This is a genomic window from Antrihabitans stalagmiti (assembly GCF_016482825.1).
Lineage (GTDB): Bacteria > Actinomycetota > Actinomycetes > Mycobacteriales > Mycobacteriaceae > Antrihabitans > Antrihabitans stalagmiti.
Genome location: NZ_JAEMNV010000003.1, coordinates 643543 through 664046 on the forward strand (window position 1 = coordinate 643543; position 20504 = coordinate 664046).

General features: G+C 63.8%; 20 protein-coding genes. 14 read left to right on the forward strand and 6 right to left on the reverse strand.

What is annotated here, in order from left to right; all coding sequences use genetic code 11:
- Window positions 1–50 precede the first annotated feature (50 nt).
- Entirely contained in the window at window positions 51–1001 is a 951-nt protein-coding gene (locus tag JGU71_RS11750; RefSeq protein WP_199704296.1) for a helix-turn-helix transcriptional regulator, read from the forward strand.
- 66 nt (window positions 1002–1067) lie between these two features.
- The gene (locus JGU71_RS11755; RefSeq protein ID WP_199704297.1) at window positions 1068–1646 is read left to right on the forward strand and encodes a TerD family protein; all 579 of its coding nucleotides are present in this window, start codon (window positions 1068–1070) and stop codon (window positions 1644–1646) included.
- Here JGU71_RS11755 and JGU71_RS11760 read toward each other — a convergent pair.
- Window positions 1625–2143 carry a winged helix-turn-helix transcriptional regulator gene (locus JGU71_RS11760; RefSeq protein ID WP_199704298.1) on the reverse strand — a complete coding sequence of 173 codons (519 nt, stop codon included), beginning with the start codon at window positions 2141–2143 and terminating at the stop codon, window positions 1625–1627. The genes JGU71_RS11755 and JGU71_RS11760 overlap by 22 nt on opposite strands.
- Window positions 2144–2199: 56 nt before the next feature.
- Between JGU71_RS11760 and JGU71_RS11765 the strand changes: the two genes are divergently transcribed.
- The 5 genes from JGU71_RS11765 to JGU71_RS11785 all read left to right on the forward strand — a co-directional run bounded on the left by JGU71_RS11765 (window position 2200) and on the right by JGU71_RS11785 (window position 7102).
- Window positions 2200–2967 carry an acyl-CoA thioesterase gene (locus JGU71_RS11765; RefSeq protein WP_199704299.1) on the forward strand — a complete coding sequence of 256 codons (768 nt, stop codon included), beginning with the start codon at window positions 2200–2202 and terminating at the stop codon, window positions 2965–2967.
- A gap of 3 nt (window positions 2968–2970) precedes the next feature.
- The gene (locus JGU71_RS11770; RefSeq protein ID WP_199704300.1) at window positions 2971–4137 is read left to right on the forward strand and encodes a thiolase family protein; all 1167 of its coding nucleotides are present in this window, start codon (window positions 2971–2973) and stop codon (window positions 4135–4137) included.
- Window positions 4138–4441: 304 nt separating this feature from the next.
- Window positions 4442–5233, forward strand: a complete 792-nt coding sequence (locus JGU71_RS11775) for a PP2C family protein-serine/threonine phosphatase (RefSeq protein ID WP_199704301.1) — start codon at window positions 4442–4444, stop codon at window positions 5231–5233.
- A complete protein-coding gene (locus JGU71_RS11780) occupies window positions 5233–6288 on the forward strand; it encodes an FHA domain-containing protein (RefSeq protein ID WP_199704302.1) in 1056 nt (351 codons plus the stop codon). The genes JGU71_RS11775 and JGU71_RS11780 overlap by 1 nt, the downstream gene beginning before the upstream one ends.
- A gap of 64 nt (window positions 6289–6352) precedes the next feature.
- Entirely contained in the window at window positions 6353–7102 is a 750-nt protein-coding gene (locus tag JGU71_RS11785) for a GntR family transcriptional regulator (RefSeq protein WP_199704303.1), read from the forward strand.
- A gap of 66 nt (window positions 7103–7168) precedes the next feature.
- On the opposite strand, the gene JGU71_RS11790 is transcribed toward JGU71_RS11785, so the two are convergent.
- The 3 genes from JGU71_RS11790 to JGU71_RS11800 form a co-directional block, all read right to left on the reverse strand.
- Entirely contained in the window at window positions 7169–8485 is a 1317-nt protein-coding gene (locus JGU71_RS11790; protein WP_199704304.1) for an MFS transporter, read from the reverse strand.
- A 173-nt stretch (window positions 8486–8658) separates the two neighbouring features.
- Entirely contained in the window at window positions 8659–9357 is a 699-nt protein-coding gene (locus JGU71_RS11795; protein ID WP_199704305.1) for a phosphonatase-like hydrolase, read from the reverse strand.
- A 23-nt stretch (window positions 9358–9380) separates the two neighbouring features.
- Window positions 9381–10523 (reverse strand): TIGR03364 family FAD-dependent oxidoreductase, encoded by a 1143-nt coding sequence (locus tag JGU71_RS11800; RefSeq protein ID WP_199704306.1) that lies wholly within the window; start codon window positions 10521–10523, stop codon window positions 9381–9383.
- Between the two features lie 295 nt (window positions 10524–10818).
- Between JGU71_RS11800 and JGU71_RS11805 the strand changes: the two genes are divergently transcribed.
- The 6 genes from JGU71_RS11805 (at window position 10819) to JGU71_RS11830 (ending at window position 17591) form a co-directional block, all read left to right on the forward strand.
- Entirely contained in the window at window positions 10819–11325 is a 507-nt protein-coding gene (locus tag JGU71_RS11805) for a hypothetical protein (RefSeq protein WP_199704307.1), read from the forward strand.
- A gap of 41 nt (window positions 11326–11366) precedes the next feature.
- Entirely contained in the window at window positions 11367–13967 is a 2601-nt protein-coding gene (locus JGU71_RS11810; RefSeq protein WP_199704308.1) for a LuxR C-terminal-related transcriptional regulator, read from the forward strand.
- 81 nt (window positions 13968–14048) lie between these two features.
- Window positions 14049–15092 (forward strand): alpha/beta hydrolase family protein, encoded by a 1044-nt coding sequence (locus tag JGU71_RS11815; protein WP_199704309.1) that lies wholly within the window; start codon window positions 14049–14051, stop codon window positions 15090–15092.
- A 2-nt stretch (window positions 15093–15094) separates the two neighbouring features.
- The gene (locus JGU71_RS11820; protein ID WP_199704310.1) at window positions 15095–15454 is read left to right on the forward strand and encodes a hypothetical protein; all 360 of its coding nucleotides are present in this window, start codon (window positions 15095–15097) and stop codon (window positions 15452–15454) included.
- A gap of 23 nt (window positions 15455–15477) precedes the next feature.
- Window positions 15478–16044, forward strand: a complete 567-nt coding sequence (locus JGU71_RS11825) for a hypothetical protein (RefSeq protein ID WP_199704311.1) — start codon at window positions 15478–15480, stop codon at window positions 16042–16044.
- Window positions 16041–17591 (forward strand): GMC oxidoreductase, encoded by a 1551-nt coding sequence (locus JGU71_RS11830; protein ID WP_199704312.1) that lies wholly within the window; start codon window positions 16041–16043, stop codon window positions 17589–17591. The genes JGU71_RS11825 and JGU71_RS11830 overlap by 4 nt, the downstream gene beginning before the upstream one ends.
- Here JGU71_RS11830 and JGU71_RS11835 read toward each other — a convergent pair.
- Together JGU71_RS11835 and JGU71_RS11840 are read right to left on the reverse strand one after the other, a co-directional pair.
- On the reverse strand, window positions 17547–18329 hold the full coding sequence (locus JGU71_RS11835) for a site-2 protease family protein (protein ID WP_199704313.1): 783 nt from the start codon (window positions 18327–18329) through the stop codon (window positions 17547–17549). The two genes, JGU71_RS11830 and JGU71_RS11835, sit on opposite strands and share 45 nt — an antisense overlap.
- A complete protein-coding gene (locus tag JGU71_RS11840; RefSeq protein WP_199704314.1) occupies window positions 18326–18991 on the reverse strand; it encodes a hypothetical protein in 666 nt (221 codons plus the stop codon). Before JGU71_RS11840 ends, JGU71_RS11835 begins: the two co-directional genes overlap by 4 nt.
- Before the next feature lie 197 nt (window positions 18992–19188).
- Between JGU71_RS11840 and JGU71_RS11845 the strand changes: the two genes are divergently transcribed.
- Window positions 19189–20478 (forward strand): adenylosuccinate synthase, encoded by a 1290-nt coding sequence (locus tag JGU71_RS11845; RefSeq protein WP_199704315.1) that lies wholly within the window; start codon window positions 19189–19191, stop codon window positions 20476–20478.
- The last annotated feature ends 26 nt before the right edge of the window (window positions 20479–20504 follow it).

Genomic DNA, 20504 nt, shown 5'->3' on the forward strand with positions numbered 1-20504 from the left:
CGGGGCGATCACTGACATCTTCTGTCAGTAATTAGGATAGGCTCGACTGCGTGCGATCCAGTCGGCTCGTCGAAATGATGCTGCGCCTGCAGGGCAGCCGTAGGACGACTGCTGCGGCGCTCGCAGCCGACCTCGGTGTTTCGCTTCGAACTGTGTATCGCGACATCGCCGACCTCTCCGCAGCAGGCGTTCCGCTGTGGACCGAGACGGGTCGCAACGGTGGCATCAGGTTGCTCGATGGCTGGCAGTCGAAGCTGTCCGGGCTTACCGGTGCCGAGACGTCTGCGCTGATGTTGCTCGGTGTGCCCGCGCTCGCCGACGACCTCGGGCTGGGTTCGGTTGCCGCCAGCGCGGAGTCGAAGTTGCTCGGAGCGCTGCCACTGCCGTTGCGAATCGGTGCCGAACAGTGGCGTGATCGACTGTATGTCGATACTCCGGGCTGGTTTAGGCGTCCGCGTACAAAGGATCCGCAGCTGCCGACCGTTGCGGACGCGGTGTTGCAGGGCCGACGTCTGCGGATGGACTACCGCGGCTCCCAGCGGACCGTCGACCCGCTTGGACTGGTCGCGAAGGCAGCTGTCTGGTATCTCGTTGCCCGCAGCCGCGGCCGAATACTGTCGTATCGGACGTCGCGAATCACGTCTGCCGTCGTGCTCGCCGACACCTTCGACCGTCCGGACGGGTTCGACCTTGCGGCATGGTGGGAGCACGCGGAGGCGGAGTTCGATCGGTCGCTGCTCCGGTTCGCAGCCACGCTGCGGTTGTCGCCGACGGCGTGGCGCGATATCGCTCATCACATCGGAACGGAGGCGGCTAGGGTCACGCCGTCGGCGCCGGACGAATCGGGCTGGGTCACCGTCGAGTTGCGGTTGGAATCGGAAGAGGTCGCGCTCGGGCAGCTGACGGCGTTGGGTGCGGGGGTGGAAGTCGTCGCGCCGCAATCGCTTCGGCGGCGATTGGGTGCTGTCGGTGCGGCGATGGCCGCCCGCAACGCTCGATGACTGCTAATAGAATCGAGAGGGTCGGGTGGCCTGCTCGGCGGACTGCACAGGAGGAGGGGTTATCGCATGGGCGTGACACTGGCAAAAGGCGGCAACGTATCGCTGTCGAAGGAATCGCCGAACCTCACCGCCGTGACGATCGGGCTCGGCTGGGACGTCCGTGCGACCACTGGCGTCGAGTTCGATCTGGATGCGAGCGCCATCGGTCTGTCGGATGGCGGTAAGGCCGTCAACGACAACTTCTTCGTCTTCTACAACAATCTGCGCTCGCCGGACGGTGCCATCGAGCACACCGGCGACAACCGCACCGGCGAGGGTGACGGCGACGACGAAAGCGTCAACATCGATCTGCTGGCGTTGTCGCCGGCTGTGCAGTCGGTGGTGTTCCCGGTGTCGATCCACGACGCCGATGCCCGCAGGCAGAACTTCGGGCAGGTCCGCAACGCCTTCATTCGTGTTGTCGATCGGACGTCCGGTACCGAACTGGCGCGCTTCGACCTCAGCGAGGACGCGTCGTCGGAGACGGCTATGATCTTCGGTGAGCTGTACCGCCGTGGCGCTGAATGGAAGTTCCGAGCGGTCGGTCAGGGGTACGCATCGGGGTTGTACGGCATCGTTCGCGACTACGGGATCAACGTGTCCTGAGCGGTCAGCTCCGCCCATTTTCGGGGCGACACTTTGATTTTCAGGTGTTCCATCTCGACGACTTCGTCCGCGTCTCCGCGTAGTTGTACACGAATGGGCGTGTCCGACTTCTCGTCCAGGATGGTCAACGGTGCTCCGCCGGGACCCTGCAGGTACCTGTCGCCCCATTGCATCAGAGCGATGACAGCCGGCAGCAGGTCGCGGCCCATCTGGGTGAGCACGTATTCGTGACGGGTCCGCTTGCCGGGCTCGCGGTATGGCTGCTTCTCGAGTAATCCGGCTGCGGTCAGTTCTTTGAGCCGGGTTGCCGCGACCGCCTGGGTGATGCCGACACGCTCGGCGAAGTCGTCGAAACGTGTTGTGCCGTAGAAGGCTTCGCGCATCAGCAGGATCGCCGACCGGGTGCCGACGATCTCCATCGCCTTCGCGATCGAACACTCCGCTGTATTCCAGCGAGTGCGGTCGGCGAGGGCGCCAGCGAGTTGCATTCCGGACATGTGTTTCATACTACATCTAACTTGCATAAACCATAGTCAGGTCGTACGGTCTAGCTATGGCAATGCAAAGTCAGCTAGCTGTAGCCGAGACGGCGACGGTCAAAACCAATTTCGACGCCACGTGGCTCGGCTTCGGCGGTGTGCACGGCGGTCTACTCCTCGCCACGCTCGCGGAAGCCGCGGCAAAACACGTCGACAGCATCCCGATCGGGATATCGGCGCACATGTACGCGCCGGTCCAGCCGGGTGAGGTGGAGATCGCGCTCGATGTCGTACGTGCCGGCCGGACCGGCAGCGTGTCCGCGACTATCGAGGGTCGGGCGACAGCCCTGGTCCGAACGAGCCGCGAAGCGTTCGGCAACCGCACGTGGCCGAAGGTCAATCCGGTTGCGGCCGAACAACATCCGGAACAACTCGAACCGCTCGTGCTTCCGGTCGACTTCGTCCCGTTCTCCCAGTACGTCGACATTCGGCCCGTGAACTCGGCGCGTCCCTTCGCAGGTGGGCCCGATCCTGAGTTCATCGTCTGGATTCGACTGCGGGAGAACTACGGACTGACCGAGCAGGGGCGCGCGGCCGTTCTCCTCGACGCCTTGCCCCCTGGACTCTTCGCGACCATGACGAGCCCCGTGCTCATACCAACGATCGAGATGACGGCACACTTCGCGCCGACCTCGAACTCGGGTAGCGATTGGTACTACCTGCGGCATCGCACAGCCTGGTCGACCGCCGACCTCAGTGTCGACGAGACCGAACTCTTCACCGCGACAGGAGAACTGGCAGCACAGGCGCGTCAGCTTCGTCGCATCGTAAGAAAGGGATGAATGATGAGAGATGCAGTAATCGTCGAAGCCGTTCGTACGCCGATCGGCAAGGGAAAGCCAACCGGCGCATTGCATTCGATCCATCCCGTCGATCTGTTGGCGCACAGCCTGCGTGCTGTCGTCGAACGGACGGGGATCGATCCGGCGTTGATCGACGACGTGATCGGCGGCGCTGTGACGCAGGTCGACGAGCAGGCTGCGAACATCACCCGCAATGCCATTCTTGCAGCGGGCTATCCGGAATCGGTACCGGGAACGACCGTCGACCGGCAATGCGGAAGTAGCCAGCAGGCAATACATTTCGCGGCTCAAGGGGTGCTGTCGGGTGCGTACGACATCGTCGTCGCCGGTGGTGTCGAGTCGATGAGCAGGCAGCCGATGGGCAGCAATATTCGCGACAGTTCGCCGTGGAGCCCAGGACTCGCGCAGCGGTATCCGAGCGGTCTTGTACCGCAGGGAATCAGCGCTGAACTTATTGCGTCCAAGTGGAAGTTGTCGCGAACACAGCTCGACGAGTTCGCGTTGCGTAGCCACGAAAAGGCTTATGCGGCAAGCCAGGGTGGCCTGCTGAGCAAGCAGCTCGTGTCGTTGCCTGAGCTCGGTACCGACGAAGGCGTCAGGGCGGGAAGCACATTGGAAACGCTGAGCGGTCTGCGTCCGGCCTATTACAGCGAGGCCGCGGCGGCACGTTTTCCCGAGATCGGCTGGAACGTCACCGCGGCGAACTCGAGTCAGATCAGCGACGGCAGTGCAGCGGTCATGATCACGACGAGCGAGAAGGCGAAGGAACTCGGACTCACCCCGATCGCGCGGCTGCACAGCTTCGCGGTAGTCGGTGACGACCCCTTCCTGATGCTGACGGCCGTCATCCCTGCGACCGCGAAAGTACTCGGTCGTGCGGGGCTGAATCTGGACGACATCGGCGTCTTCGAAGTCAACGAAGCGTTCGCCTCGGTTGTGCTCGCGTGGGCACACGAGACCGGTGCCGACCTCGATCGCGTCAACGTCCACGGCGGCGCCCTCGCACTTGGGCACCCGCTCGGTGCAAGTGGCGCCCGCATCCTGACCACGATGCTCGGCGCCATGGAAGATCGCGGAGCGCGGTACGGACTGCAGACGATGTGCGAGGCGGGTGGGCTGTCCAACGCAATGATCGTCGAACGCCTGTAACCGTTCCCTGACCCTCGACCTGGCGCCGTATTCGGTGCCAGGTCGAGGCGTGTCTGCACAAAGTTGCCCAACTGCGGTGGTTCAACCGAGCGAACAGCGCGTTGCGTGACATCGTTGGTCCGGGTTCTGTCGTGACTACCAACGAGCGAACGGGAATGCCTTCGATGAGCCATCTGCTGCCGACACAGGCGCTCGGCGTCGATGCCGTGTGCCGACATCTGCAATCGGCGCGTACTTGCGGCGCTGATGTCCGTACGCTGGGAGCGACAGTCGAGATCGGCGCAGGCAGATTCGGAGTTCGGCGATGACAGGCACCGCAGCTATTGCTGGGGCGACGCTCAATTGGGGTGTGGCGACCGATGTCGGTGCCGTGCGTCAGATGAACCAGGACTCCTACTGCACGCAGCCGCCCGTGTTCGTCGTCGCAGACGGTATGGGTGGTCAATCCGCCGGCGACGTCGCAAGCCGGGAGGCGATCGCGGCTATCTCCGCTCTCGCCGATCAGGTTCCGGTGACGGGCGAAATGCTGACCGCGAGTCTTGCGGACGCGCGCGCACGGATCGCTCGGATCGACGTCGACCACGGCCGTCCGCCGGGCACCACGCTCAGTGGCGTGATCGTCACGCAGGACGATGCGGAGCCCTACTGGATGGTCGTCAACATCGGCGACTCACGCACGTACAAGCTCGATTCGGATGGATTCAAACAGGTCACCGTCGATCATTCGGCTGTTCAGGAACTGATCGATACCGGCGAGATCGATCCCGCTACGGCTAACTTCCATCCGATCCGAAACATCGTCACGCGCGCGCTGTTGCCCAACACGGAATATCCGGCTGACGTATGGCTGCTCCCGATGATTGCGGGCGACCGAATCATGGTGTGCTCGGACGGTCTGACCCGTGAGGTCGACGACAACGGCATCGCAACGGTCCTTCGTGAGGTCGCAGACCCGCAAGCTGCTGCCGACCAACTCGTGCGCGACGCCGTTGCTGCAGGTGGACATGACAACGTCACCGTGCTGATCGTCGACGCTGTGCAAGCGGGCGCTCCGTCGGATGCGACGTCGCCGATGCCGGTGCAACGGATGCAGTGATGCGCCACAGATATCGCCCTGGCGGCTGGCCGGCGGTTGTCTGTGATCGCGGTTTGATCTTGCTGTCTCCTGTTGTTCCGCCTGCTGTCGTGTTGGAGCTCTACGACGCGCTCCTCGACGAAGCAAGCGATGATGCTGTGCTTGCGCTGCTCGAGGTTGCGTACGCCTACGTGTGGGTCAGCCGCGAACCTGGCCTGTCGGGTCGAGGCCGAGTTGCGATGCGTGGCAATCTTTTTGCCGAACTCACCGTCAGCGGCGGGGAACGTTCGGTGGTCCGCGGACGAGATCGCGAGACTTCGATCGAAGGGCCGTTCGACGGTGCGCTCGCCGCGGTGACCGCTCGGCTCGGCGACGAAAGCGGTTCGAGCGCAGTCGAATTGCCGATCGCTTCGGGAGTTGTACTTGCATCCGAAGTGTCGTTGCGGTGGGAAATTGCACCGCGACCCCAGGCGGTGAAATCGTTCGGTCCCGTCACCGCACCGGCGGCAGCGGTTGCGCCGCTGGTTGCCGATCCGATGCGAACCGCGGTCGCGGCGGTGCCAGGGGGTGCCGCCCCTGCTGTCTCTCCTTCCGACGGTGCCGCCCCGAAGGGGTCGGGTCCGCCTGTGCTTGCCCTCGTATGTCCACTGGGACATGCGAATCCGCCCGATCGGCGGGTGTGCCGGTCGTGTTCGGCGCCGCTGACCGGTGACGCGCGAGAGGTCCGTCGTCCGACGCTCGGGATGATCCGCTTCTCGACCGGAATGCTCGTTCCGATCGACAAGGCTCTTGTGATCGGGGCTCGGCCGAGTGTTCGGGAAGTCTCCGAACTCGATCTGCCACAACTGGTTACGGTCCCGAGTGCGGCTCGGGAAATCTCGCGGAGCCACCTCGGGATCAAGGTCGACGGGTGGCGAGTCGTCGCGCTCGATCTGCACAGTACAAACGGGTCCTATCTCCGTAGGGACGGCCGAGCGCCGTCGCGTATCCGTCCCGACGAGCCACTGACACTGGCGACGGGCGACACCATCGATATCGGCGACGGCGTCATCCTGTGTTTCGAGGATCTGCCGTGAGAACGGCACCCGCGAGCGGCGTATTAAGCTCGGCACCAGGTGTCGGGCAACGAAAGGGTGGTCGGTGAGCGAGCCGCGCTACGAAGTGGTCGCGCGTGAGCTTCGACTGCAGATCCTCGGTCGCGAGTACGAGGTCGGCGACTCGTTGCCGAGCGAGAGTGCCCTGTGCACGCAGTTCGGGGTCTCGCGCGGCCCTGTCCGGCAGGCGCTGGCAATGCTGAAAAACGAAGGGCTCGTTGTTCTCTCACGCGGCAAACCGGCGGTGGTCCGCGGGTTCGACGTCACGCAGACCTTGGATACGTTCACCCCGTTCACGCAGTGGGCGCGACTGACCGGTCGCGACGCAGGTAGCCGCACCGTGGAGATTTCGCGTCGCCGAGTGTCCGAGCCCGCACAGTCGGCGCTTGGGATCGGTCCCGACGATTTCGTCGTCGAGATTCTGCGGCTCAGGTTGTTGGACGGCGAACCGACGATGCTGGAGCGCACGTCCTACATCGAGAGCGTCGGTTCGCTGCTGTTCGACTTCGATACCGACGGCGGATCGATCACCGACTTCCTCACTTCACGCGGAGTGCGCTTCGAGTCGATGCGGCACGTCATGGATGCCGTCTCGGCCGACGGCGTCGACGCCGACAATCTTGGGATCGACGCAGGGAGTCCGTTGTTGCGCGAGCGCCGGACGTCGTGGAACGAGCGTGGCGAACCGTTCGAGTTCGCCGACGACCGCTACCGACCCGACAGAGTCGCTTTCAGCATCGTGAACGCCCGCACGATCGATCCGCGCGATCATGCAAACCATGCTGTCCGCAGCTGAGCTCTGGTACTGACAGCCGAACGCCGGGATGCAGTGTGACTGCATCCCGGCGTTGCTATGGGTCGTTCAGACGGTGGCGGGCATCCGGCGCCAGTGCGGGATCAGCAGCAGCATCGCGATGAACGCAGCACCCGCGAAGCCGTAGAACAGCTGCTCGGTAGCGATGTAGCCGGGGAGCAGTCCGCCGAGGATCGCGCCGACCGAACCGCAACCGTTGATCGTTCCCGCTGCGGCTCCGGCATGCTTGGAGGTGCCGAAGTCGACCGCTGCGACGCACGAGATCATGGCATCGGCAGCGTAGACGGTCAGCCCGATCGCGGCGAGGAGAGCGACCATGATCCACATGTTTCCGGTCTCCGTCAGCGGACCGAACATCGCGAGGGCGGCGACCAGACCGGCCAGGCTGACCACACAGGCCGGCACGCGCCGAGCCTTGAACACCTTGTCGGAGATGCGGCCGATCAGAACGGGCGCAAGGAGGCCTGCGACGCCGAACGCGATGGGAACGGTGATCGCTTTGAAGTTGCCTGCGTCGTTCAGACGTTCGGCGACGATCACCGGACCCCACAGCAGGATTGCGTACCGAGCGGGCTTGAGCAGGAAGTATGCGGCGCCGAGCGTCATGACCATCCGGTCTTTCGTCACCGTCAGGAAGACCTCGCGAAAGGATGCGGATGGTTCTGCGATAGCCGTGGCGTCCTTGTCGAGGGGCGGCAGGTCCTCGAGGGAGTGGTAGTCCTCGATAGGCGGCAGACCGACGTCAGCGGGCGTATTTCGCTGGAACGCGATCACGAGGACGAGGACGCCGGCGACCACGATCGCACCGGTGAAGAACGAGATCCGCCAGCTGTCGAACACGCTGTAGGCAACCCAGCCGAGGAACGGTGCAGCGGCAAGTCCGCCGAAGGCGTAGTTGGTGCTCCAAAGGCCGAGGACACGTCCGCGTTCGCCGATCGAGAAGAACTGCGCGATGTTCTTCAGCGTTCCGGACCAGCCCGTCGACTGGGAGAGGCCCTGCACGATCATCAGCGGAACCAAGAAGATCAGAGCAGGCAGCAGGCCCATGAACAGCGTCGCGATGGCCGACATCGCGAGTCCGCCGATGAGCACGATGCGCGGTCCGTAGCGGTCGGACACCGAACCCCAGACGAACTGACCTGCCGCATATGCGGTGAGGTAGACGGCGTCGAGGTTGGCCAGGGTGCTTTTCGTGAGTGTGGTCGACAGCACGGGGTCCTCGAGGATTCCCAGTTTGGCCACGGAGAAGGTCTGCCGGGTGAAGTAGAAGCCGGCATAGGCAATCCAGGTGATTGCGAAAATTTGGCGTCGCCAGCGTTCGTAGCCTGGGATCGTGTTACGAGGGGTCATGACTGTGTTCGACATGGTAGGCACCTAGCCGGGAGTGGGGTGGCCGAAAGCTCGAATGATTTGTGGCAGGGCACGATTGCGCTGCGAGGCAACGCCGGTGTGCGGCCGCCCGGGGGCTGAATCCGGGTGGAGGAGGGCCGCACACCAGCGGCGGTGGGTGGATCGGGTGTTGCGGTGTTACAGGTGGATCAGACGAGAGTTGCGAGCAGAGCGGGCAGCTCTGCAACGCTGTCGAGCACGTGTGTCGCTCCTGCGTTTCGGAGCTGTTCGGCGTTGTGTGCGCCGGTCAACACGCCGATCGAGGCACGCGCACCGGATCGGACGCCGCTGGTGATGTCGGACGAGGTGTCGCCGACGACCACCATCTGCTGGACCGAGTCGGTGCCGGTGCGCAACAGAGCTGTGAGGGGCATATCAGGGTAGGGCCGCCCACGTACGCCTTCGCCGGGGCACAGGACGACGTCGGCGAGGTTCTCCCAGCCGAGTGCCCGGATGATGGCCGACTGGGTCTCGTGCGCAAAGCCGGTGGTCAGCGCGACCTTGACGCCTTGCTCCCGCAGTGCCGAGATGGTTTCTACGGCCCCTGGAACCGGACTGCAATTGCCGTCTTCGACGAGCTGCGCGTAGCAGCGCTCGAAGGCTTTGTTGGCAGCTTGAGCCTGCTCCTCGTTGCCGCGGCTGAGGTGCCGGAACACGACGATCTTCGACTGTCCCATCGTGTCGTGGACGTAGCGCAGCATCTCGGCACGCTCGTCGGCGTTCTTCGACAGGCCTGCGTACTCGTCGGCCGCGAGGAACGACTGCTGGACGAGGCCCGTGTCCTCGACGGTTGTTCCCGCCATGTCGAAGACGACGAGGGTTGTCTTGGTCTGTTCGGTGGGGGTCATGATTCTCCTTGTGGACGAAATGGTCAGGCTGGGATACGAATGTTGTTGCGCAGCAGAGCGTTTTCCACGGTCTCCAGGGCGAGGCCCATCGAGGTGGTCATGCCGATTCCCGTCGTGACGGTTACGACGTGAACGCCGTCGATCGGTTCTTCGATCAGGAATTCTTTGTTGGGAGCGGACGAATAGACGCCTTGCCAACGTTCCGTGACGGTGAGCGGGACGCCGAAGAGCTTCTCGGCTTCGTCGATCAAGACCGCAAAACCCTTCTCCGACTGGAACGGCGACGTCGAAACGTCTTTCGCGTGGGTGTCGCCGACCAGGATCGAACCGTCGGGTTGCGGGGTGTACATCTGGTGCAGGTCGATGTCCACGTAGTCGGGGTATTCGGCGCGTAGACGTTGCAGGACAGCGTCTTTGGACGCGAGCTGGTCGAATCCGGAGTACCGAACCAGGGACCAGCCCGTGAAGAGCGGGGTCGGCAGGGTGAAGGCGAGCGGAGCGTGCGCGCGCAGCATGTGTAGCCGGCAGCGCTGCAGTTCGTCGCGGTCGGCGAATTCGGGGAAGAGGCGGTCGATGTCGTAGTTGACGGTGACGAACGTTGTCTCCGTGTGGAGGTCGCCTCGCGTCGTGTGGACAACGCCGGTGTCGAAATGTGTTGCTGCGGTTCGCCAGTAGAAGTCGACACCGGATGCCTCGAGCCATCGCGCGATCGACGGCGCCGCAGATCTCGGGTCGACCTGAATATCGTTCGGCAGGTACATGCCGCCGGTGACGCCTTCTGGCCGGATCGGCAGTCGGTCGAGAATCTGGGATCGGTCGAGCAGTCGAACGTCGGTCGATCCGCGTTCGGCGGCGAACTCGTTGATCAGCGCAAGCTCGTCGTCGTGTCGGGCGACGCACAGGGTGCCGACCTCTGCGGACCAGAAGCCCGCCTTGCGGGAGAGGTCGAGCCAGTGTTGGCGGCCTGCTGTTCCGTAGCGCAGGGCCGTGCCGGATTGCGCCGTGATGCAAGCGTGGCCGAAGTTCTGAACCGATGCTCCCGTCACGCCGTCGGCGTGGTCGACAACAGCGACCCGAAGGCCACGGTTGTAAGCGTGGTACGCGTGCGCGAGTCCGACGATGCCGGCACCGACGACCACGACGTCGTATTTCGTTTCGTTTGCCATGGACCAAGTGTGAGGGTCGTCACCACAACTTGTCAATACAAGTAGGGAGTAATTCTTAACTAATAGATATAAGTGGCCAATGAGGGCGCTCCGCGCCTCGTGAGTCTTTCAGGAGGTCCCAACCACCAAAAAGACTCACGAGCGGCGAAGCCGCCTCGGTGGTTGGCGAAGACAGGTAGTCCACTACTCAGGCGCTGGGTAGCACCTCGCACCTAGCGTCCTAGGGGACTGCGGCCACGAGGGGGGCCGCAGTCAATAACTTTCCAGGCTGGGGGACGTTCGACAAAGGGGGACGATGTTCTCGCCGACACTGGACATGTTCGACCGGGTCCGGCTCGTGGCCGCGGAATCCGAACTGCGCAGACGGGGCGGGCTGCTGCAGACCAAAGCGGTCGATGCGGCGCGCCGAATACTCGACCTCGGGGTAGCGCCCATGACCGCCGAACGCGGCGGGTCCTGCGCATTTCAAGTACAGCCACACCGCACGGCCGGGGCCGAGTTGTACGCGCGAGCCGACAGGTCGACGCCGGATCTGGAGAACGTCAGATTCACCCTCGACCAGGAGGTCGGCGGCCGATCGCCGCTCGACCTCGGCTTGTTCGCGGTGGTCTGGTTCAACCTCGAGTCGCTGACCGGTGGCGTTGCCAGAATGGTCGTCCCCGCAGCGACGGTGGCGTCGGACACGACGTGCGCGGCATCGGTAACCATAGGCCGAGGTGGCGTCGTAGCAGCGATGGTCGAGTTGACGGGCGGGCGCGCCAATTCCGAACAGATCGCGCCGGGCTTCGCATACCTGCATTGACGCGCAGCGACAATCGCACCCGCGGCCAATAGGATCCCCGTATGGGAACTGCTTGGCCGACCCTCGGTAGGGCGACGCACCTCGACGCCATTGGATCCTCGCTGCTCCCCAGCAGCGGCGCGAACGGTGTCGTCCTCACCGGCGGCGCCGGCGTCGGCAAGACGACACTCGCAAAAGACGCTGTCCGTGACGCCGGTGTGCCGTTCAAGTGGGTTGTCGGAACCGAGACTGCGCGTCGAGTCCCACTCGGTGCCTTCGCCCACCTGATCTCGGTGACCAGCCCGATCGAGCCCGCGACGGTCCTGCGGTCCGCCCGTCGCGACATCGTCGCCGGTATGGCCGGAATGATCATCGGAGTCGACGACGCGCACCTGCTCGACAACTTTTCGGCGACACTCGTCCACCAGTTGGCGATGGGCGGAAGCGCGCGCCTTGTCGTGACCATTCGCGACAACGAGCCCGCCCCCGACGCCATCACGGCACTGTGGAAAGACGAATGGCTGCACCGGATCGAGCTGTCGTCCTTCACCCGTGAGCAAACCATCGACCTGTCCGAAACCGTTCTCGGCGGACCCCTCGAAGCGCCGAGCGCGGACCGTATCTTCCGTGTGTCGGAGGGCAACCCGCTGTTTCTCCGCCACCTCATCGAGGGGGCGCTCGACGCGGGCTCGCTGCGCGAAGTCGCGGGAGTGTGGCAGCTGCGGGGTGAAGCTGCCATCACGCCGCACCTGAACACGTTGGTGGAGAGCAGAATCAACAGCCTCTCGGACACCGAACGCCGAGTGCTCGAGCTGCTTTCCTTCTCCGAACCGCTCGACCTCGACGTACTCACCGACCTCAGCTCGGCTGACGCCGTCGAAGCCGCCGAACGTGACGGCCTCGTTCGGGTCACGAGTGGGGAAGCAGGACTTGTTGCGCGCCTTGGCCATCCGCTGTACGGCGAAGTTCTGAGCAGCCAGACCGCAAGCCCAACGGCTCGCCGGATTCGTAGCGAACTCGTTCGGCGGATGTCGGTGACCAAGCCGACTCACATCATCGACAAGATCCGTCTGGCGGCCCTCGCGCTCGACAGTGACATCCCGCCCAACCCCGAACTGCTGGTGGACGCCGCTCGCGACGCGTTGCGGATGGGTGCGATCACGCTCGGCGAACGACTCGCCAATGGCGCCAAAGCCGGTGGTGGAGGTTTCTACGCGTCGGTGTATCTCGGCTTCGCCCTGGCCTGGCTCGGCCGCGGCGAGGAGGTGGAAGCCGAACTCGGCCAATACGATCCGGCTGCGCTCAGTGAGATGGAGATGCTGGTATGGGGTTTGCCGCGCGCGGCGAACTTCTACTGGATGCTCGGTCGACCGGCGCAGGGCCGCGCCTTGCTGGAGCTGATGAAGGGGCGAGCGACCGAGAAGCTGGTCGACAACTTGCTCGACGCGCTCGACGCGACCTTCATGTTCTACGAATCGCGCTTGTCCGAGGCCGTCGACGTCGTTGCGCGGCTGATGGATTCGCCCGCAAGCACGCCGCTCGCTCGGGCGTGGGCAGGCTCGTCGGGTGCGGTCAGCCTCGCCTTTCTCGGAAGATTCGACGAAGTGGAGGCGCTGGCCGAGCCCGGACTCGAAGCTGCGACCCTCGCCGAAAGTGGCAACGTCCGATTCACCTGTGGGCTCGGCCAAACTTTCGCGCTGATCATGACCGGTCGCCTCGACGACGCGCATCGTCTTGCCAAGCACTACGTCGACTTCGCGGAACAGCAGCAGCCGGGTCGGTCGATCGGCGGCGTACTGCTAGGACAGGTGCTGTTCGCACGCGGCGACCTGCCTGCCGCGTGTGCCGAATTCAAGTCGTCCGCAGCAGGTCTCGAAGGCACCGGGTACTCGTGGGCAATGCTGTCGGCGACGCATTTGGCGCAGGCAGCCGCCGCTCTGGGGCGCCGCGACGAGGCGCACGACGCCTTGGCGCGAGCCGAGCGGCTCTTCGGCGACAACGTCGCGATCTTCGAGCCGGAGTTGCTGCTTGCCCGGGCCTGGGTCGCCGCGTCCGATGGGGACAGCACCACCGCGAGGAGCCTGGCCCGCGAAGCCGCTGATGTAGCGAGGAACGGCGGTCAGACGGCTGTGCTGTGCCGAATGCTGACGACAGCAGCACAATTCGGCGACCGCACCATCGCGGCAGACCTCGTCACGGCCTCCCAAGCGGTGCCGGGTGAGTTCGCCGCAGCGGCAGGCAAACTCGGTGCCGCTCTACTCGAAGCCGGTGCCGGAAAACTGCTCTCGGTGAGTGCCGAATTCGAGCGGATGGGACTGCTGCTCATCGCGGCAGACCTTGCCGCGCTCGCGTCGGCCGAGTACGCGAGTGCCGGGCAGCGCTCGGACGAGTTGTCCGCGGCCGCAGCTGCACACAGGCTTTCCGCGCTGTGCGGGCACGCGCTCACGCCGGCGCTGTTGGTATCCGCGCGCTCGCTCCCGCTGACGAACCGTGAACGCGAAGTGGCGAAGATGATCGCCGACGGACTCTCCAACCGCGACATCGCCGACCGCCTCGTCGTCTCCGTTCGGACCGTCGAGGGTCACATCTACCGGGCGTGCACCAAACTGGAGGTCGTCGACCGGGCCGCGTTGGCCGCAGCAGTGAGTGCCGAGAACAGGTAGTCGATTACTCATGTTCCACTGCGCCTGAGCGATCACAATCTAAACCGTGTAGTCGGGGGCCGATCGATGGCCGGAGGCGTTGTGACAGGTGTTCTGAATGGGGCGTTCGAGACGATCGGCTTCGACGCTCTCGATGGACGGCGGTTGCTGCTTCACCGATTGCAGCCGAGGTCGGGGGTCAACGAGCTCGGTCCGGTGCTGATGATCGCTGGAACGAGTGTGCGGGCAGGGATCTTCAGCCCGCCACTGCCGCGGACGTTGCCTCGAATGCTGTCCGACGAAGGCTACGACGTCTGGCTTCTCGACTGGCGAGCGAGCATCGACCTACCTGCGACGGACTTCACACTCGACGACGCCGCCGTATACGACCATCCCGCTGCCGTCGCCACGATCTGCGCCGTGACGAAGCGGGACAGGATCAAAGCGATCGTGCACTGCCAAGGATCGACCAGTTTTATGATGTCGATCGTCTCCGGTCTGCTGCCTCAGGTGTCGACGGTCGTCAGCAATTCCGTTGCCCTGCACCCGCATGTGCCGAAGTTGATGTGGGTGAAGATGCCGTTGGCGATGGCGGCCCTGCGCCCGTTCGTCACGGAACTCAACGCGCAGTGGGGTTTGCACGCACCGGGTGCGGTGCCGAAGCTACTGAACTTTGCGATGCGGGCGGTCCATCACGAATGCAACAACTCGGTGTGCAAGATGTCGAGCTTCATGTACGGCACCGGGTTTCCGACGTTGTGGCGGCACGAGAACCTGACGGACGCAACACACGAGTGGCTCAAAGGTGAAGTGGCGCAGGCACCGATGTCGTTCTTCCTGCAGATTCAGGAGTCTATCGAGGCGGGCGAACTGGTGTCGTCGGATCGGCATCGCGACGTACTGCCTGCAACGTTCACCTCGAAACCACCGCAGACCGACGCGCGGTTCGCCTTCGTGACAGGCGAACGGAATGCAACCTTTCTCCCGTCTGGGATGGCGAAGACCTTCGAATTCTTCGACGCCTACGAGCATGGTCGGCACAGCTTCCGGGTACTGCCCGACTACGGACATCTCGATGTGTTCCTCGGGAAAAATGCTGCGACCGAAGTCTTTCCGATGATCATCGACGAGTTGGGCAAGGACTGACCATGCCGCGCGTGATCCTCTTCAGCAACCTGGCGCTACTGGCAGGAGCGTCGATATTGCTCGGAGCCGGACTGGCTCGCCAACTTGGTAGCACTGCCGCACCGCAGCATGTGCTGCCCACCGGCTGGTTCTTCGTCCTGACCTACCTTTGCCTGGCAACCGCTGCAGTGCTACTGGTCACAGAGTGGTTCAGCGGGGTACGTGCGGCCGGTGTGATCGCTTTCGGGTCGGCTGTCGTGTCGACGGTTCTGGCCCATCGTGACGTCGAAGGTGCTGTAGCACTTACAGTTCGGCTGATCGTCTGGGCAGCCGTCGCCTGCTGGTTCTACAAACTGGCCTACCTCGCGAGGGCCGACCGATGAGCGGAGTCACCTTTCGTGAAGTCATGACTGGGCAATTGTCGCTCGGCACAACCGATCCGCGTGCGGGTTACCAGAACCCGAACTCGGTGGGATTCGTTGTCGATGCGACGATCGACATCCCCGACCTCACAGCATTTCTCGACGATCCGAACCATCGTGGCGGCTTGCTCGCCGACGTAGATGTGCCGAGATGGGGCGAGCAGTTCGGCTCCCGTGTCGCCGGCACCTTCGGTCTGTTCACACCGACCGAGCACGCCAGGACGACGCACATGATCTACGAGCTGCCGGTTACCATCGACGGCCGTCCGCACTGGATCGTCGGCGTGAAACATATCCGTGTCGAGGCTGTTTGGCGATTGTGGCCGGCGACGACAACGCTGTACGCGACCGTCCACGAAGGACACGGCAGCAGCGGCACCATCGTGGGCGCCGGGATTGTGCGCCTGAAGCTGTCCGGCGTGTTGGCGATGCTCGCGACGATGCGCGGCACTCGCGCGCGCTGGCCCGTTCGCGTGTGGAACGTGCTGCGATTTCTGACCTTTTTCACCACCGGCTTGGTATCGACCTATCTGTTGCGGAGGCGGGCATGAACAGCGAGCCACTCGACTTCGTCGTTGTCGGTAGCGGATTCGGTGGTGCGGTTGCGGCATGCAGGCTGGCAGAGGCGGGAAAGGGGGTCCTCGTTCTCGAACGTGGCCGGGAGTGGGAGGTCAAGGACTATCCGAGCCAGTCCGGACGAAACTGGTTCTACAGCAACCGAAATCCGCAGCGCTGGAACGGGTGGATCGAAGTTCGCCGAATGGACGGCGACATGACCGTGGTCTGTGGAGCCGGGGTCGGCGGCGGTTCCCTCATCTACGCCAACGTATCCGTCGATGCCGGCGAGGAGGCGTTCCTGAAGAACTGGCCGCCAGAGCTGACATCGGCTACGTTGCGGCCGTTCTACAAGAGGGTCGAAGAGGTCATGCCAGCGGAAGTAGTTCCCGACAATCAGCTCTCCGTGCGATACCACCTGATGCACGATGCGATCACGCAAGTCGACCCGGCCGCCAAGTTTCGCAAGCTCCCGTTGGCCGTCAACTTTTCCTCGAATGGTTCGACGGACGAGAACGGGCAGAAGGCGTGCATCCATTGCGGTAACTGCGACATCGGTTGCGCGGTGGGCGCCAAGCACACCCTCGATGTGAACTACCTTGCCCGGGCCCGTGTGGCAGGAGCGGACATTCGTCCACTTTGCCAGGTGAGTCACCTCTCGAAAGCGGGTGACGCCTGGGTTGTGCACTACCGGGACTTCCGAACGCCCGTGCCGACAAACGAAACCGTGTTGGCCCACAACGTGATTCTCGCCGCGGGCTCGCTCGGTTCGACCGAGATCCTCCTATGGTCGCGGGATGTCGAGAAGACGCTGCCCGACCTGCCGAGTGCACTCGGCAAGGGTTGGAGTTCCAACGGCGACTTCCTCACCATCGCGCGCTACCGCAACAGACCCGTCGAGCCGACGAAGGGACCGGTGATCACCGCAGCGATCGACTACCTCGACGGACCCGATGCGCGTTTCTTCGTCGAAGACGGTGGTATACCCAACCTCGCTGATGTGTTTTTCAAAACCGACGCGCAGTCCCGCGGATTCAAGAAGTGGCTGCACAATCGTGGTGCAGCAGTGTCTTTCATGCCGTGGTTCGGCCAGGCGATCGACGCGTCCAACGGTGAGCTCTACATTCGCCGATCGTGGCGTCGTCGCCGATCGCCGGCGCTGAAGATGAAGTGGGATCCCGCGGATTCGATCCAGACCATCGAGGCGATGCGCACGAAGCATCGAGAATTGACCGCGAAGACCGGTGGAACCACATGGCCGTCGTTGTTCTGGAAGCTTTTTCGAGGATTGATCACCCCGCACCCGCTCGGTGGTTGCAACATGGCGTCGTCGCCGGACAAGGGTGTTGTCGACCATGCCGGCAAAGTGTTCGGCTACGAGGGCTTGTACGTCATGGACGGTTCGATCATTCCGTATGCAATCGGTAGAAATCCGTCCAAAACGATTGCGGCCGTGGCCGAACGCGCGGTCGAAATACTGCTGGGCGAGACGGCGGCGTCAGAGCCCGCGCCAGAACTGGGTGAGGAAGGCGCCATTGCCTGACCACCACGACGGTATCCCCGACAGCTCGAACAGCCAGTAGATGCTGTCGAAGAACGCCGCGTTGAGCTGCGGGACGAAAAGCAGCGCCAACACGGCAAGCAGACCGAGTGACTTGTACTGCTCCAACGTGTGGCGAGTCTTCGGACTCAGCGACGGCTCCAGCGCGCCGTAACCGTCGAGGCCGGGTATCGGCAGCATGTTCAGCACCGTTGCGGTGATCTGCAGGAACGCAAGGAAACTCGCTCCGAACCAAAATGCTTCGTTTTCGGTGGAACTGCCGAACATCTTGACGATCGTCAGCAGAACAACCGCGCACGCCGCGTTCACCGCGGGTCCAGCCAGACTGATCCTGCGCTGCACCGCAGGGCCGAACATGCCCGACCGTACATAGACCGCACCGCCGGGCAATCCGATGCCGCCCATCGCGATGAACAGAACCGGCAATCCGATGGAGAGCAACGGATGGCTGTACTTGAGGGGGTTCAGCGTCAGATAGCCGCGGACCTCGACCTCGCGATCACCGGCACGCCACGCTGTGTAGGCGTGTGCGAACTCGTGCAGACACAGGGACACGATCCAGCCGAACACCACGAAGATGATCACGCCGACGTGGGCGAGGATGCTGTCGACGTCAGCCGACCACGCGATCGCACCACCTACCGCCGCGAGCGCGATGACGGCCAGGAACACCGGGCTCGGCCGGACAGCGTTGGCGCGTATGCGTGACGGGTACGTCATCGCACCAGCAGCCAGGGCTCGTGGTGGCGGTAGAAAGCCGACCTGGTCTGGCTGTGCGCACTCGGGACCCCGTCACGAACGAGCACTGCGGTACGGGCACCGAGTTGCATCGCTCGCCCCGACACCCACCGGCGTCGAGTGAAGACGGTGCGGCGCCGGACATATGCGCGCAACCCCGGCAAAGCGGCAGTCGGCTCGAGCGCGATCGACTCGATCAAACCGGTGAAGAGTTTGGTGTCGTCGACGTATGCCTCGCCCTCGAGTTTTTCCCCTGGCGGGCCGGTGATCGTGGCGCCACCGACGAGGACGATGCCGAGGTCGTCGCGGATGAGCGGCATTTCGACCGGGGAGCCGTTGAGGGCGTTGTTCGCTGCCTGCGCGCCGGTGCCGGTCGAGTAGATCCGCGCGGACGGCGACGGGTCGCACGGGACGTACCCGACCTCGACCTGCAGTCTTTCGGTTCGCATCAACACAGTCAGGACCGCCGCGAGCGCCGAATCGTCGCCGAGCACGATCAATCGGGGCTGCTTCTCGTCGTCGATCGCATGCAGCAGATCCTCGAGATCGCTCGCAGTCGGGATCGGTGGCACCGTCGTCGCAGTGTGGGACGCCAGTGCAAGAGGCACCGGTCCGTCGCCACAGCGCAGGACGAAGATGTGCACGTAATGCTCCTCGTGTCGGGCGCGGGAATATGACGCGGTGCGAGACTGCCACGATAGCCGCACGCTGAATGCGCAGAGCATGGTTGGGGTGGACCGCACCCTCTCGACTAGACTGTGCTCCCGGCCACTGCCGCAGGAACGGCAGGACGCTGCAGCCAGCCTTCGCGACGCTGCGCAACGACCGTAGGAGAAACTCAATGCCGGCAATAGTGCTGATCGGCGCCCAATGGGGCGACGAGGGCAAAGGCAAAGCTACGGATCTGCTCGGTGGCAGCGTCCAGTGGGTAGTTCGGTATCAGGGTGGCAACAACGCAGGCCACACTGTTGTGCTTCCCAACGGCGACAACTTCGCGCTGCACCTGATTCCCTCGGGCATTCTGACGCCGGGCGTTTCGAACGTGATCGGCAACGGAGTCGTCGTCGACCCTGGTGTATTGCTCGACGAACTCGCCGGACTCGAAGCCCGCGACGTCGATACCGACAAGCTCCTGCTGTCGGCCGACGCGCATCTGATCATGCCGTACCACGTCGCCATCGATAAGGTCACCGAGCGCTTCCTCGGCAACAACAAGATCGGTACCACCGGTCGTGGCATCGGCCCGTGTTACCAGGACAAGTTCGCTCGGGTCGGGGTTCGCGCCGCCGACGTGCTCGACGAGAAGATCCTCACCCAAAAGGTCGAGGCTGCACTGGAATTCAAGAACCAGGTGCTCGTCAAGATCTACAACCGCCGCTCGCTCGACGCCCAGCAGGTCGTCGACGAGGTGCTCCAGCAGGCAGAAGGCTTCAAGCACCGCATCAGCGACACGCGCCTGCTGCTCAACGATGCACTCGAGCGCGGCGAGACGGTGTTGCTCGAAGGTTCGCAGGGCACACTGCTCGACGTCGATCACGGCACCTACCCGTACGTGACGTCGTCCAACCCGACAGCCGGCGGCGCTGCCGTCGGTTCGGGTATCGGACCTAACCGGATCACCACCGTTCTCGGCATTCTCAAGGCCTACACAACCCGAGTCGGGTCGGGTCCGTTCCCGACGGAGCTGTTCGACGAATACGGTGTCTACCTGGCGAAACAGGGCGGCGAAGTGGGCGTGACCACCGGTCGGGCACGGCGCTGCGGCTGGTTCGACGCTGTCATCGCTCGTTACGCGACGCGGGTCAACGGCATCACCGACTACTTCCTGACAAAGCTCGACGTGCTGTCGAGCCTGGACACCGTGCCGATCTGCGTTGCCTACGAGGTCGACGGCGAACGCTTCGACGATATGCCGATGACGCAGACCGGTTTTCACCATGCGAAGCCGATCTACGAGGAAATGCCCGGCTGGTGGGAAGACATCTCGGGCGCGCGCACGTTCGCAGACCTGCCGAAAAATGCACAGGATTACGTGCTGCGCCTGGAAGATCTGGCGGGAGCGCACATCTCGTGCGTCGGCGTCGGCCCCGGTCGCGATCAGACGATCGTGCGCCGCGACATTTTGGCATAGGCAGCTCCGCTGCTCGTGAGTCTTTT